This window comes from Mesorhizobium ciceri biovar biserrulae WSM1271 (assembly GCF_000185905.1).
GTDB lineage: Bacteria > Pseudomonadota > Alphaproteobacteria > Rhizobiales > Rhizobiaceae > Mesorhizobium > Mesorhizobium ciceri.
In genome coordinates this window covers 5,297,916-5,312,561 of sequence record NC_014923.1, presented here as the reverse complement: position 1 = coordinate 5,312,561, position 14,646 = coordinate 5,297,916, and the positions used below count along the sequence as shown (strand labels likewise).

Sequence of the window (14,646 nt, the reverse complement as noted above, 5' to 3'; positions counted from 1 at the left end):
AAAAAATTCCTATCACGAACTGCAGCACGGCCTCACTGTCTTGGGAGGGAAGGGCCGTCAGGAACGCGGTTTGGTCTTTTGCGGATCGTAGTGGGCGAAGGCGACGACTCGCGCCGGCAGCCGCTTGGCATGGCCGTCGAGCTTGCCGATCTCGACCTCGGTACCGACAGCCGAATGGGTGACATCGAGCCTGGCCAGCGCGATGGTCTTGTTCAGCACCGGCGAGCGCATGCCTGACGTGACCACGCCGATCTGGGCACGGCCGACATGCACGCAATCGCCATGGCCGACGTCGACATTGGCGTCGATGTCGAGACCGACCAGCTTCGTCTGCGGGTGCTCCTTGCGGCGGATCAGCGCCTCGCGGCCGACGAAATCGTCGGTCTTGCTCTTCAGCGGCACGGTGAAGCCGATGCCGGCCTCGAACGGATCGGTCTGGTCGGAAAATTCGTATCCGGCGAAGATCAACCCGGCCTCGATGCGCACCATGTCCAGCGCCTGCAGTCCCATCGGCTTCAGCCCGTGAGGCTGGCCGGCTTCCCAGATGGCGTCGAAGACTTTTTCGGCGTCGCGCGGATGGCACCAGATCTCGTAGCCGAGCTCGCCGGTATAGCCGGTGCGCGAGACGACGACCGGAATGCCGTTGCCGCCACCAATGCGGGCGACGGCGAAGCGGAACCAATCGAGTTCGTCGATCGACGGCTGCAGCGGCGAGGTCCAGATCACCTCCCTGAGGATGTCGCGGCTCTTCGGTCCCTGCACGGCGACATTGTGCATCTGGTCGGTGGAGGAACGCACAAGGACATTGAGGCCGAGTTTTGTCGCCGTCTCGCGCAGCCACTCGCCAGACAGATCGTCGCCGCCGATCCAGCGGAAATTGTCCTTGCCCAGCCGCAGCAGGGTGCCGTCATCAATCATGCCGCCATGCTCGTAGCACATGGCCGAATAGACCACCTGGCCAACGCCGAGCTTCTTGACGTCGCGGGTCAGCGTGTATTGCAGCAGCGCTTCGGAATCCGGGCCGGTGACCTCGAACTTGCGCAGCGGCGACAGGTCCATGATCACCGCGTCTTGGCGGCAGGCCCAGTATTCGGCGATCGGCCCGTCCTTGGCGAAGGAATTGGCGAGCCAATAGCCCTTGTACTCCTGAAAGTTGCGGGTGTGCTTGGCAAAGCTCGAATGAAAAGCGGTCTCGCGGGTCATTTTCGGTTCCGAATCGGGCGTCATGCGTCTGGCGATCGCTCGCGAGAATTTGTGCTGGCCGGAATAGGTCCGCACATGGATGTCGGTCGGGTTCCAGCCATTGGCCGGCGTCGTGTCGTCGGGGCAGGCGGAGGAAACGCAAACGATGTCGGTGAGCGCCCTGAGCAGCACATAGTCGCCCGCCCGCGACCACGGCTCGTCGGACACCATGACGCCATGCGCGTCGATCGCCGTGTTGAAGAAGAAGTTGATCGCCATCCAGCCCGCGCGGGGATTGACGCCCTTGCCGGCCAGAGCGCCGTTGAAATTCTCCGAACAGTTGGTGTGTCCGGGATAGCCGATGTCGTCGTAATATTTGGCGGCGCAGGCGAGCGCGAAGGCGTCGTGCCGGCCGCATGTGTCCTGCACCACCTCGACCAGCGGCTCCATGTCCTGGTCATAGTATTTGGAATGCAGGCCGGGCATCGGGTAGCTCGCACCCATGAGCGTGCGCGTCGTCGTCACGTCGAGCGGATGATCCAGTCCCCTGTCCAGCTTGCGCGCCGAAAAGCACTGGAAATCGGTGCATTGGCGCCCGTCGACATCGATGATCTGCAGATAGTCGCCAGCCCCAACGAAATAGGCCTCCGCGGTCGCCGAATGGACGCGCAAATCGAGCACCGGGTCGGCAAGCGGATCAGCCAATAGCGATTTCGCCGCCGGGCGGATCGTGGCGCGGCGAACGAAGACGGTCAGCGGTGTAGCCGTATCATGGCCATCGACCAGCATCGGCCCGCCGGGGGCGGCAATCAGCACCGCACCATCGCGTGCGACGGTGAAAGCCTGCTCGGTGCCGGCCGGTGTCGTGACGCCGAACACCCGCACCGCCTTGGCGTGGTCAAGCTGCACCTGCCGGCGGGCGAGCCCGCTCCGCAGGGATGCGAGACTGTCGTCGCCCTCTATGAGCAGCGCTTTGATGCCGGCAGCGTTGCTGTTCGATGCTTCACCAAAAATGCCGGGATCGGTCGCGCCGGTCCTGTCCCAGGCCAGAAGTTCGCAGGCCTGGCCGCCTTCGTCATTGCGCACGGTGATCGCGTCGCCGGCCTCGATGTCGATCAGCACCGCGCCATTGCCCTGGATCGTATAACGCTCCATGCCCGGCGGCAGCGCGATCTGGCCGGGCCTCAGGATGAGGCTAGGCTTGGGCGGTCCGGCAGCAATTGCGGGGTAGGGCGACTGGCTCATCTCAGCCTTGCGGTTCGAGAAACAAGTTTGCCTGTGCGTGAAATTATTTTAGCAGCAAGAATAGCAGTGCGGTTGGGTTTGGCAAGGCGGAGGTGGCGCGCGCTTTACCTTCTCCCCTTGTGGGAGAAGGGAAGACGAGCCAAGGCTAAGCCAGTCTCTCTGTATGGTTGATGTCGACGCCGTACTCCGCGCCCGAATCCAGCATCGTATGCCAAAGGCTCTCGGCAAACGTCGCAAACATCAGAACGTTGAACACCGCCTGCCCATCCGTCCGATCACCGCCGCGCCAGAGCGTGACGCTGGTGTGATCCATCGACGTCGCGGCGGCGGCGCCAACCGGAAACGCATCGGGATGCAAATCGATCGACGACAGTTTCGCCAGCATTGTCCGCGCCTTGGCGCCGGAGATGCTGACCAGAACCCGCGCATGCGACTGGTCCGACAGCGAGCCGGACAATGCGGGCTCCAGCGTCTGCATCGTGTGCTTGCCGCCCTTCGACAGCACGAAGAACTGGTCCGGTCCCGACCAGATCAGCGTTGCGTCCGAAGTCCGCACCGCCTTCGGCGCATCAGGGACAGCAACACCAAACCGAGCCTTGGCGGCTTGTCCCAGCTCGGCCGCCTGGCCGCGCCGCGCCATCACCTGGATCAGATCAAAATTGCGGATCTCGGTCAGCGAGATGCCGGCCTCGATACCGCGTGCGCCATCTGTACCGGTGACAAGCGCATGCTCGAGTGGGCTGCGAGAAACCCAGGAAAACTCAACCACGCTGGCGCCCTCCATCCGGGTCGTAGAAGACGGGATTGCAGAGTTCGACGTCATAGTCTTCGCCGCGCAATGGATCATGCGCGTGCACGATCTCGCCGATGCGTTCGCGGCCGCGTTCGACAAGCGCGAGCCCGATCCACTGATTCAACGTCGGCGAGAAGCAGACCGAGGTGACATAGCCCTGGTCGTTGCCGGGGCCGGGCGTCTGCCCCTTCGGGATGATGTGTGCGCCGGAGCGCAACCGGCGTGTCTCGTCCGTCGGCTTGATGCCGACGACGACCTGGCGATCTGGGGCTACCAGCGCCTCGCGTCCGGCCATGACGCGGCCGATATAGTCTTTCTTGGTCGACATCATCTTGCCCAGACCAAGATCGGCCGCTGTCGTCGTGCCGCTCAGTTCCGGTCCGGCGATGTGGCCCTTTTCGACGCGCATGACGCCGAGCGCCTCGGTGCCGTAAGGCGTCACGCCGAATGGCGCGCCGGCCAGCATCAGATTGCGCGCCATCGCATCGCCGAAGCGTGCCGGTACCGAGATCTCGAAGGCCATTTCGCCGGAGAACGAGATGCGAAACAGCCGCGCCTTGAGGCCGCCGCGCAATGTCACTTCGCGCGCGCCCATGAACGGAAAGCCTTCGTTGGAAAGGTCCTCGGACTCATCAACGATCTGTTTCAGCAACTCCCGCGCGCTCGGTCCGGCGATCGAGAACTGCGCCCACTGGTCGGAGACGGAAGTGAGCTGCACGTCGAGCTCCGGGAACAGCACCTGGCGGCAGAATTCGAGATGCTGCATCACCAGACCGGCCTTGGCCGTGGTGGTGGTGAGAAAATAGTGGTCTTCGGCCAGCCGCGACGTGGTGCCGTCGTCATAGACGATGCCGTCCTCGCGCAGCATCAGACCGTAGCGCGCTTTTCCCACGGCAAGATTGGAGAAGGTGTTGATGTAGACGCGGTCGAGGAAGGCGCCGGCATCCGGACCGTGCACGTCGATCTTGCCGAGCGTCGAGACATCGCAGAATCCGACGCCTGAGCGCACCGCCTTGACCTCGCGCGTCACCGATTCCAGCCAGTCCTTCTCGCCCGCGCGGGGGTACCACTGCGCCCGTTTCCAAAGACCGGTGTCGACGAAGACAGCACCTTGTTCCACGGCCCAGTGATGCGACGGCGTCAGCCGCGTCGCATGAAAAGTCCCGTCGCGGTGATGGCCGGCGAAGGCGCCGATGGCGACGGGCACGTAAGGCGGCCGGTAGATCGTTGTCCCGGTCTCGGGGATCGAACGGCCGCTGACCGCAGCCATGATGGCGAGGCCGGCGACATTCGAGGTCTTGCCCTGGTCGGTCGCCATGCCGAGCGTCGTGTAGCGCTTCAGGTGCTCGACCGATTCAAAACCTTCGCGCTGCGCCAGTTCGATGTCGGAAGCGGTGACATCGTGCTGGTAATCGACAAAGGCTTTTCCCTTGCCCGCGACATGCCAGAGCGGGGTGAGCGAGAAAACCTCGTCGTCGGCGACAGGCGCCGATCCCGCATTGCCGGTCCGGCCGGCATCATGGGCGGCTGCCGCGCCGGCGGCAAAGCCTTGACTGAGGCAGGCGCCGAGGCCGAAATCGCCATTGGCGGCACCCGCGGCGACCATGCCTGGAGGCGCGCCGTCGGGCACGAAGGCGGAGATGTCGCTGCGCCATTTCGGCCGGCCGCGATGATAGGAGGTCAGCCCGACCGCCGGGTTCCAGCCGCCGGAAACGGCGAGCCCGTCCGCTTCGACCTCGGCGCGCGCGCCGCCGGTCAGCGACACCGCGATTTTCCTGACGCCATCCTTGCCGCCGTCGACGCCGCTGACGGAACCGTGCAGCACCGGGAAGCCGCCCTTCGAGGCCAGCGAACGATGCGCCGGCGATATTTCGGGCCGTGCATCGATGACCGCCGCTATCTGCAGGCCGGCACCGAGCGCCGTCTCGACGGTGCGCCAGCCGTCCTCATTGTTGGTGAAAAGTGCGATCCGCTTTGCCGGTGTAGCGGCGTAGCGCGCGACATAGGTGCGCATGGCGGAGGCCATCATCACGCCGGGCGTGTCGTTGCCGGCAAAGACGATCGGCCGTTCGATGGCGCCGGCTGCCACGACGCAGCGCTTCGCCACGATCCGCCACAGGCGCTGGCGCACCTGGTGCTCGGGCGGCGAGGGCAAATGGTCGTTGACCCGCTCAATGGCGCCATAGGTGCCGCCATCGTAGACGCCGAACAGCGTCGTGCGGGTCATGACGCGGACGTCGGGCATACCAGCCAGTTCAGCCAGCGTCCGCGAGATCCACTCGGCCGCAGGTTCGCCGTCGATCATTCCGCCATCCGACAGCAGACGGCCGCCGAGGACAAAATCCTCCTCGCACAGGATGACGCGGGCGCCTGCGCGGCCGGCTGCCAACGCCGCGGCCAGGCCAGCCGGGCCGGAGCCGGCGATCAGCACATCGCAATGCGCCCATGCCTTGTCGTAATGGTCGGGATCGGCGATGCCGGCGGCACGGCCAAGGCCTGCGGCGCGGCGGATCGCCGGCTCATAGATCGCTTCCCAGAACTTCGCCGGCCACATGAATGTCTTGTAGTAGAAGCCGGCAACGAAGATCGGCGCGAACAGCTGGTTGACCGACATCACGTCGTGGCGTAGCGACGGCCAACGGTTCTGGCTGGCGGCCTCGAGCCCGTCATAGAGTTCGGCCGTCGTCGCCTTGGTGTTCGGCTCGCGCCGTGCCCCGGTGCGCAGCTCAACCAGCGCATTGGGTTCTTCCGAGCCCGCAGTCAGGATGCCGCGCGGGCGATGGTATTTGAATGAGCGGCCGACCAGCTTGACGCCGTTGGCGATCAGCGCCGAGGCGAGCGTGTCGCCCTGGAAGCCGGAGAAAGCCTTGCCGTCGAAACGGAAGTTCAGCGGTGCCGAGCGGTCGACAAGCCCGCCATTGCCGAGCCGGTGTGTCTGCGCGCCGGCCATCACGCACCAACCTTCGCAGCGCCGGCACCAGCCGCCGGTTCGATGGAGGAAATCTCGTGCGTCAGCGTGTTGCGGGTGACCTTCAGCCAAGCCCGGCAACCACCGCCATGGTACCAATATTCGCTGGTCGCGCCGGCGACATTGTCGCGCAGATAGACATAGTCGAAGACCTCGTCTTCCGAGGCGCCGGCCTCGGGCCGCACCGGCTTGGCGTCGCCGAGATAGGTGAACTCGCCGAGTTCGCGTTCACCGCAGAAAGAACAGGCAATGCGCATTTCTTCTAAACCGCCTTCAATGCAGGTTCGGTTGGGCGCCCTGGCCCTTTTCGTCGATCATGGCGCCAGTTCGGAACCGGTCTAGGCGGAACCGTGCCGCTTCTTCATGCGACTCGTCGCGAGCCAGGAGGTGCGCAAAGACAAAACCGGACCCTGGCGTCGCCTTGAAGCCGCCATAGCACCAGCCCGCGTTGAGATAGAGCCCGTCGACGGGCGTCTTGTCGATGATCGGTGAACCGTCCATCGACATGTCCATGATGCCGCCCCACTGGCGCAGCAGGCGCACGCGGCCGATCATCGGCATCAGCGCCATGCCGCCCTCGCAGACGTCTTCCATCACAGGCATGTTGCCGCGCTGGGCGTAGGAATTGTAGCCGTCTATATCGCCGCCGAAGACGAGGCCGCCCTTGTCGGACTGGCTGACGTAGAAATGGCCGGCGCCGAAGGTCATGACGCCCGGGATGAGCGGCTTGATCGCCTCGGAGACGAAGGCCTGCAGCACATGGCTCTCGATCGGCAGGCGCAGGCCGGCCATTGCCGCGACGCGCGACGAGGAGCCGGCGACCGCCATGCCAACCTTTCCGGCGCCGATCTTGCCGCGCGACGTCTCGACGCCGGTCACCTTGCCATTGGCGTCTCTGACAAAGCCGGTGACTTCGCAATTCTGGATGATGTCGACGCCGAGTTCGCTCGCCGCATGCGCATAGCCCCAGACCACCGCATCGTGCCGCGCCGTGCCGCCGCGCCGCTGCAACAGCCCGCCTTGCACGGGAAAGCGCGCATTGTCGAAGTTCAGGAACGGGATCATCTTCCTGACGGCAGCGAGGTCGAGCAGTTCGGCGTCGATGCCGTTGATGCGCATAGTGTTGCCGCGCCGCGCATAGGCGTCGCGCTGCGCATCGGAATGGTAGAGGTTGATGACGCCGCGCTGGCTGACCATCGCATTGTAGTTGAGGTCCTGCTCCATCCGCTCCCACAGCTTCATCGACAATTCGTAGAAGCCGGTGTTGCCGGGCAGACCGTAATTGGAGCGGATGATGGTGGTGTTGCGGCCGGCATTGCCGGAGCCGATCCAGCCTTTTTCGAGCACGGCGACATTCTTGATGCCGTACTCGCTGGCGAGGAACCAGGCGGTGGCCAGCCCGTGCCCACCGCCGCCGATGATCACCACGTCGTAGCGATCCTTCGGCGTGGCGTCGCGCCAGGTGCGCTGCCAGTTCTTGTGGCCGGACAGGGCGGCACGAGCGAGCGAGAAGATCGAATATTTCATCAGTTCATTCCGAGGTCGCTCGCGTCGCGCTGGTGGTCAAATATCCAGCGTGTGGTCGCGCTCCCATTGCGTGAAGTGCGAAGCATAGGAATTCCATTCCTGGTGCTTCAGCTTTAGGTAGGCCGACGAGAATTCCTCACCCAGCGCCGCCTTGAGCGATTTGTCCTTGTCGAACTCGCGCAAGGCGTCAAGCAGGTTGAGCGGCAGTTTTGGCGCGCCCTTTACCGTATGGCCATGCTGGTACATGTCGATGTCGTAGCGCTTGCCAGGATCGGCCTTCGAGCGAATGCCGTCGAGGCCGGCGGCGATGATGACCGCTTGCAGGAGATAGGGATTGGCGGCGCCATCCGGCAGCCGCAGCTCGAAGCGGCCGGGGCCGGGCACCCGCACCATGTGGGTGCGGTTGTTGCCGGTCCAGGTCACCGTGTTCGGTGCCCAGGTCGCGCCCGAAATGGTGCGCGGCGCGTTGATGCGCTTGTAGGAATTCACCGTCGGGTTGGTGATCGCGGCCAGTGCGGAGGCATGTTTCATGATGCCGCCGAGGAAATTCCTGCCCTTGGCCGACAGGCCGAGCTCCATCGAATTGTCGGCGAAGACGTTGGTCTTGCCGGCCTTGTCCCAGACCGAGATATGCGCATGGCAGCCATTGCCGGTCAGGCCCTGGAAGGGCTTCGGCATGAAGGTCGCGCGCAGGCCATGCTTTTCCGCGATCGACTTGACCATGAATTTGAAGAACGAGTGCTTGTCGGCGGTGGCCAGCGCGTCGTCGAAGGCCCAGTTCATCTCGAACTGGCCGTTGGCGTCCTCATGGTCGTTCTGATAGGCGCCCCAGCCGAGCGCCAGCATGTGGTCGCAGATCTCGGCGATGACGTCGTAGCGGCGCATCACCGCTTGCTGGTCGTAGCAGGGTTTTGAGGCCGTGTCGTATTCGTCGGAGATCGTCTTGCCGTCAGGCGAGATCAGGAAGAACTCGGCCTCGACGCCGGTCTTGACATGCATGCCGTCGCTGGCGGCTTCCGCGATCAGCCGCTTCAGTGTGTTGCGCGGCGCCTGGTCGACCTCCTTGTCGTCCATGATGCAGTTGGCCGCGACCCAGGCAACCTCAGGCTTCCACGGCAGCTGGATCACCGAATCCGGATCCGGCACCGCAAGCATGTCGGGATGCGCCGGCGTCAGGTCCAGCCATGTGGCGAAACCGGCAAAGCCGGCGCCGTCCTTCTGCATGTCTGATATCGCCTGCGCCGGCACCAGCTTGGCACGCTGGCCACTGAACAGGTCAGTGTAGGAAATCATGAAATATTTGACGTTTTTCGCCCTTGCGAATTCAGCAAGATCAGTTGTCACGGTAGTTCCCCATTTTTATCGATTGTTGTTCCCGAGTATGCGGGAATCGGCCCTTCGTTGATCAGAAGCCGTTCTTCCCCGGTATCCAGTTGGTGCCGGCCAGCGGCACGCCGGCCATGGCGGCTGCCTCGATCGTCAGCGCGACCAGGTCCTCGGGTTCGAGATTGTGCAGGCTGTTCTTGCCGCACGCGCGGGCGATCGTTTGAGCCTCAAGGGTCATCACCTTGAGGTAGTTCGCCAGCCGGCGCCCGGCAGCCACCGGATCGACCCGCTTCATCAGTTCCGGATCCTGCGTGGTGATGCCGGCGGGGTCGCGCCCCTCGTGCCAATCGTCATAAGCGCCGGCGGTGGTGCCAAGCTCGTTGTACTCCGCCTCCCAGCGCGGATCGTTGTCGCCGAGCGCGACAAGGGCCGCCGTGCCGATCGAGACCGCGTCGACGCCGAGCGCCAGCGCCTTGGCGACATCGGCGCCGTTGCGAATGCCGCCGGAGACGATCAACTGCACCTTGCGGTGCATGCCGAGGTCCTGCAGCGCCTGCACGGCCGGCCTGATGCAGGCAAGCGTCGGCTGGCCGACATTTTCGATGAACACTTCCTGGGTGGCGGCGGTGCCGCCCTGCATGCCGTCGACGACAACGACATCGGCGCCGGCCTTCACGGCAAGCGCCGTGTCATAATAGGGGCGCGCGCCGCCGACCTTGACGTAGATCGGTTTTTCCCAGTCGGTGATTTCGCGCAATTCGAGGATCTTGATCTCGAGATCGTCGGGTCCGGTCCAGTCGGGGTGGCGTGAGGCCGAGCGCTGGTCGATGCCTTTCGGCAGCGTGCGCATTTCGGCGACACGATCCGAAATCTTCTGGCCAAGCAGCATGCCGCCGCCACCCGGCTTGGCGCCCTGGCCGACGACGACCTCGATCGCATCGGCGCGGCGCAGATCGCGCAGGTTCATGCCGTAGCGCGAGGGCAGATATTGATAGACCAGTTGCTTGGAATGGCCGCGCTCCTCCTCGGTCATGCCGCCGTCGCCCGTCGTGGTCGAGGTGCCCGACAGGGTAGCGCCGCGTCCGAGCGCTTCCTTGGCCGGACCCGACAGCGAGCCGAAGCTCATGCCGGCAATGGTGATCGGAATCTTCAACTCGATCGGCTTCTTGGCATGGCGAGAGCCGAGCACGACCGATGTGTCGCAGCGCTCGCGATAGCCTTCGAGCGGGTAACGCGAGATCGAGGCGCCGAGGAACAGTAGGTCGTCGAAATGCGGCAGCTTGCGCTTGGCGCCGGCGCCACGGATGTCATAGATGCCGGTCGCCGCGGCACGGCGGATCTCGGAAAGCGTGTAGTCGTCGAAGGTCGCGGATTTGCGCGGCGTCGTCGGCGGGTTCCTGTAGGTCATGCTGCCTCAATACGCGTCGGCGTTGTCGATATTGAAATTATAGAGGGTACGCGCCGAGCCGTAGCGCTTGAACTCCGACGGCTTGACGCCGGTGACGCCGGCGCGGTCGAGCAGGCCCTGCAGCAATTCCAGATGCTCGGTCCGCATTTCCTTGGCGATGCAGTCGGCGCCGAGGCTGTCGACCTTGCCGCGCACGAAGAGCCGCGCCTCGTAGATGGAATCGCCGAGCGCATCGCCGGCATCGCCCAACACCACCAGATTGCCTGACTGCGCCATGAAGGCCGACATATGGCCGATATTTCCATGCACGACGATATCGATGCCCTTCATCGAAATGCCGCAGCGCGACGAGGCGTTGCCTTCGATGACCAGCAGGCCGCCCTTGCCGGTGGCGCCGGCATACTGGCTGGCGTCGCCTTTGATGGTGATCGAGCCCGACATCATGTTCTCGCCGACTCCAGGCCCTGCCGAGCCATGCACGGTAATGGTGCTGCCGGAATTCATGCCGCCGCAGTAATAGCCGACGCTGCCGCGCACATCGATGGCAACAGGCTGGTCGACGCCAACGGCCACCGAATGGCTGCCTTTCGGGTTCAGCACTTCCCATGCCGTTTCGTTCGAGCCGGGAGCCAGATTGTGCAGCGCCTGGTTGAGTTCGCGCAGCGACAACTGGTCGAGATCGAAGACCCGAGGGTCGTGTGCCGCGGTTTTTGAAAGCGTGGTTGCCGGCATGAACTCAATGCTCCCAGAAATAGACGGTTGCGGGCTCGGGTTCCCAGACCCTCGCATTGTCTATGCCGGGCAGTTTGGTCAGCGCGCGATATTCCGAGCCGAAGGCGACATATTGGTCGGTTTCGGCCATCACGGCTGGCTTGCAGGCAATCGGATCGCGCACCACGCCAAAGCCGTTCTTGGTGCCGACGACGAAGGTGAAGAAGCCGTCGAGGTCGGAGAGCGTGCCTTCCAGCGCCTCGCCGAGATTCTTGCCATGCGCCATCTGTGACGAGAGATAGGCGGCAGCGACTTCGGTGTCGTTCTCGGTTTCGAAGGACATGCCTTCGCGGATCAGTTCGCGGCGGACATTGTTGTGGTTCGACAGCGAGCCATTGTGCACCAGGCACTGGTCGGCGCCGGTCGAGAACGGATGCGCGCCCATCGTCGTCACCGCCGATTCCGTCGCCATGCGGGTATGGCCGATGCCATGTGTGCCGGTCATCTTGCGGACATCGAAGCGATCGACGACAGCCTCGGGCAGGCCGACTTCCTTGTAGATCTCGACCACGTCGCCGGCGCCCATGATGCGGATGTCGGGGCGCAGCGCCTGGATGGTTTCGCGCGCTTCATCGATCTTGGCAGGCGTGGTCCTGACGACTGCATGGGTGGATTTCACCGCGATCGTCACCGGCGTGCCGATGGCCTTGGCGAGCTCCGCCTCGAGGCCGCGGAAATCGCGGTCGGGCTTGGCCGACTGGATGGTGATCTTGGCCTCATTCTTGGACGGCGCGCCATAGATGGCGATGCCGGCGCTATCGGGACCGCGATCGCTGAGCGAGATCAGCATCTGCGACAGCATCGCGCCAAGCTGGGGTTCCAGCGACTTGTCCTTCAAAAACAGTCCGACAATTCCACACATGTCAGCCTCCCGACGTTTTGTAGCTAAGAGATCGTTTGCAACTCTGAAATGATGTATCGAATGAGGTCTGCAAATTCAATCGTATGAAAAAAATATTCCTCTAATTACCTATGCGTCTCAATGCCGCTCTGCCCACTATCGTTGCCTTGCCGGGCGTTGTGAACCCATTTGGCGGTGCGGATGCGGGCGAGCTTGTAGGCGTCCAGGATCGACAAAGCATAGATCAGGAAGCCGCCGGCGTGACGGCCGACGAAGCTGGCATCGGGCGGCGCGATCTTGGCCGTCACCCATGCCAGGATCACCATGAAGAAAAGGAATTGAAGGCCGCGCACCGGCACGCCCAGAATGACGTGCCCGCTTCCCGGCAGCACGATTGCGGCGCCGAGAACCAGATAGGGATTGGTGGGTGCAGTGGCGGAACTGGTCATGCGGCCTGCCGTTCGCTTTTGTTGATCGCGTCGCGAAGCGCCGACACCGACATCAGCAGCCTTTCGATCAGCGCGGGATCGAGTGCGGCGTCGCCGAATTCGGCCTGCCGGAAAACGCCATAGCGCGCCCGCTCGGCTTCGGCCAGAAGCCAGACGATGCGTATACCCTTGGGCGTGATCAGCAGTTCCTTGGCGCGCCCTTCGGAAAAGATCTCGATATGGCTGGCGATCAGGCCTTGCGGAAAGCGCGCCGCCCTGCGGTCGGTGCGCAGCACCGACTCGGCGGGAAATCCCGGAGCCTTGGGCAGCGTATGCTCGAGATGATCGAAATTGGAGAAGGTCGTCGGCGAGCCCGGCCGCATCATCATGTCGAAGGTGGCTGGTACCGCGACCTCTTCGGTGATCGAAACACTGAGCCAGCGCGCCGGCAGTTTGCGCGTCGCCAGCGTATCGACGATGGTGCGCACCTGGACACGTTTGCTGTTCCAGGATCCTTCCCAGGTGATGACGCCGGCGGTGCCATCCGAAACATTGGCAGCATCGGCGATGATTGTGCGGATGCGGTCCTGCTCGACGGCGAGCGCCATCGATGCCCTGCTGCGGCTGGCACGCGCTTGCCAGGCAAGGTGGAGAACGACAACCAGGACAATGGCCCCGGCCAGCAGTGCTGATGTCAGATCGGACATTTTCTCATGCCAGGCCCGCCCGGGATCCGGACGGGCCTACTCCCATCAATAACCCTGCGGCTTTGGCCACGGCATGGTGAACTGGTCGCCGCGCCGCACGAATTTGTAACGGTAGAAGTGGAACCACAGCGAGATCAGGAAGTAGAAGGCGACCATGGCGATCAGCTGCGAGCCGAAGCCGAGGAAGATGGCGAAGAAGGTCACCACGCACAGGCAGAACAGCACCATGGCCGGGATCGGATGGAAGGGGTGGGTGTAGCCTCGGCGGATCGAGCCCAGCGGCCACTTCTTGCGGAACATGATGATGTTGATGCTCATGAACGTGTATTGCAGCACCCCCGACAGGATCGAGAAGGTGATCGCCTGGTTGAGGTCGGCGATGAAGGCGAAGGCCAGCGCGATCGGCAGCAGGAACAGGATCGAGCGATAGGGCGTGCGATATTTCGGATGCACGGCCGAGAACCATGTCGGCAGATAGCGGTCACGGCCGAGCGAGAACCAGGCGCGCGCCGCATCGTTGATGCAGCCATTGGCCGACGCCAGTGCGGCGAGCAGCGTGGCGACGAACAACAGGTTCTCGAGCAGCGCGCTGCCGGTCAGCTTGCCGGCGTCCCACAGTGGATAGTAGGTGATGCCGAGATATTCCCAGGGCATCAGCGAGGCGCAGACATACCAGGTCATGGCCGCCGCGATCAAAAGCGTGATCATGCCGGCCATGGTGCCGTAAGGCAGCGAGCGGGCCGGGGAGCGCACTTCCTCGGCGGCCTGTGTGGTGCCTTCGATGCCGAGATAGTACCAGATGCCGAACTGGAAGGCGGCGATGACGCCGATCCAGCCATAGGGAAGCGCATTGCCAGGGGTGACCAGTTCGTTCAGCTTCAGCACCGCGCCTTGCGTCCACGGGCTGACCGAGAAGAACAGGATGACGATCGAGATATAGGCGATCGCGGTGATGACGAAGTTGACGTTGAGCGTCATCAGCACGCCGCGATAGTTCAGCCACGCCAGCACGACGATGGTCGCGGCGATGAAGGAATTGTGGGTGAGCCCTTCGACGCCGGCCTTGGCGACGATGGTGTCGCCGAGCAGGATGGCGTCGGACACTTCGAGCATCGTGTAGGCAAAGACCAGGAACAGCGCGACGTTGAACGCCATCAGCGGTCCGACGATGTGCTTTGCCTGCGCATACTGGCCGCCGGCGGCGGCCACGGTCGATGTCACCTCGGAATCGATCATCGCGACCGAGGTGTAGAGCAATCCGACGACCCAGCAGACGATCAGCGCGGCCAGCGCGCCACCCTTGTCCGCCGAGAAATTCCAGCCGGTGAATTCGCCGACCAGGACGATGCCGACGCCGAGCGCCCAGACATGGGCCGGTCCGAGCACGCGCAGGAGTGAAACTCTGTCCCCTTGGACAGCCGGGGCAGCCGGTTCAAGTGCGATCGTCATT

The 14,646-nt window shown here is 63.8% G+C and carries 12 protein-coding genes; all 12 read right to left on the bottom strand.

The window, feature by feature from the left end; translation table 11 throughout:
- Positions 1-57: 57 nt before the first annotated feature.
- Positions 58-2,427 carry a trimethylamine N-oxide demethylase gene (locus MESCI_RS25860; RefSeq protein WP_013532911.1) on the bottom strand — a complete coding sequence of 790 codons (2,370 nt, stop codon included), beginning with the start codon at positions 2,425-2,427 and terminating at the stop codon, positions 58-60.
- A gap of 145 nt (positions 2,428-2,572) precedes the next feature.
- On the bottom strand, positions 2,573-3,196 hold the full coding sequence (locus MESCI_RS25855) for a sarcosine oxidase subunit gamma (protein WP_013532910.1): 624 nt from the start codon (positions 3,194-3,196) through the stop codon (positions 2,573-2,575).
- Positions 3,189-6,170 carry a sarcosine oxidase subunit alpha gene (locus MESCI_RS25850; RefSeq protein ID WP_013532909.1) on the bottom strand — a complete coding sequence of 994 codons (2,982 nt, stop codon included), beginning with the start codon at positions 6,168-6,170 and terminating at the stop codon, positions 3,189-3,191. Before MESCI_RS25850 ends, MESCI_RS25855 begins: the two co-directional genes overlap by 8 nt.
- Positions 6,170-6,445, bottom strand: coding sequence for a sarcosine oxidase subunit delta (locus MESCI_RS25845; RefSeq protein WP_013532908.1), 276 nt, complete (start codon positions 6,443-6,445; stop codon positions 6,170-6,172). The genes MESCI_RS25850 and MESCI_RS25845 overlap by 1 nt, the downstream gene beginning before the upstream one ends.
- A 16-nt stretch (positions 6,446-6,461) precedes the next feature.
- Complete coding sequence (locus MESCI_RS25840; RefSeq protein WP_013532907.1) at positions 6,462-7,715, bottom strand: sarcosine oxidase subunit beta family protein; 1,254 nt, start codon at positions 7,713-7,715, stop codon at positions 6,462-6,464.
- A gap of 36 nt (positions 7,716-7,751) precedes the next feature.
- On the bottom strand, positions 7,752-9,059 hold the full coding sequence (gene glnT, locus MESCI_RS25835; protein WP_013532906.1) for a type III glutamate--ammonia ligase: 1,308 nt from the start codon (positions 9,057-9,059) through the stop codon (positions 7,752-7,754).
- 61 nt (positions 9,060-9,120) lie between these two features.
- Positions 9,121-10,449, bottom strand: a complete 1,329-nt coding sequence (locus MESCI_RS25830) for an FMN-binding glutamate synthase family protein (protein WP_010914750.1) — start codon at positions 10,447-10,449, stop codon at positions 9,121-9,123.
- Positions 10,450-10,455: 6 nt separating this feature from the next.
- The gene (locus MESCI_RS25825; RefSeq protein ID WP_013532905.1) at positions 10,456-11,181 is read right to left on the bottom strand and encodes a GltB/FmdC/FwdC-like GXGXG domain-containing protein; all 726 of its coding nucleotides are present in this window, start codon (positions 11,179-11,181) and stop codon (positions 10,456-10,458) included.
- A gap of 4 nt (positions 11,182-11,185) precedes the next feature.
- Complete coding sequence (locus MESCI_RS25820; protein WP_013532904.1) at positions 11,186-12,082, bottom strand: class II glutamine amidotransferase; 897 nt, start codon at positions 12,080-12,082, stop codon at positions 11,186-11,188.
- 104 nt (positions 12,083-12,186) lie between these two features.
- A complete protein-coding gene (locus tag MESCI_RS25815) occupies positions 12,187-12,510 on the bottom strand; it encodes a hypothetical protein (protein WP_013532903.1) in 324 nt (107 codons plus the stop codon).
- Entirely contained in the window at positions 12,507-13,196 is a 690-nt protein-coding gene (locus MESCI_RS25810; protein ID WP_024502593.1) for a hypothetical protein, read from the bottom strand. Before MESCI_RS25810 ends, MESCI_RS25815 begins: the two co-directional genes overlap by 4 nt.
- A gap of 45 nt (positions 13,197-13,241) precedes the next feature.
- Positions 13,242-14,645 (bottom strand): APC family permease, encoded by a 1,404-nt coding sequence (locus MESCI_RS25805; RefSeq protein ID WP_013532901.1) that lies wholly within the window; start codon positions 14,643-14,645, stop codon positions 13,242-13,244.
- Position 14,646: the final 1 nt, after the last annotated feature.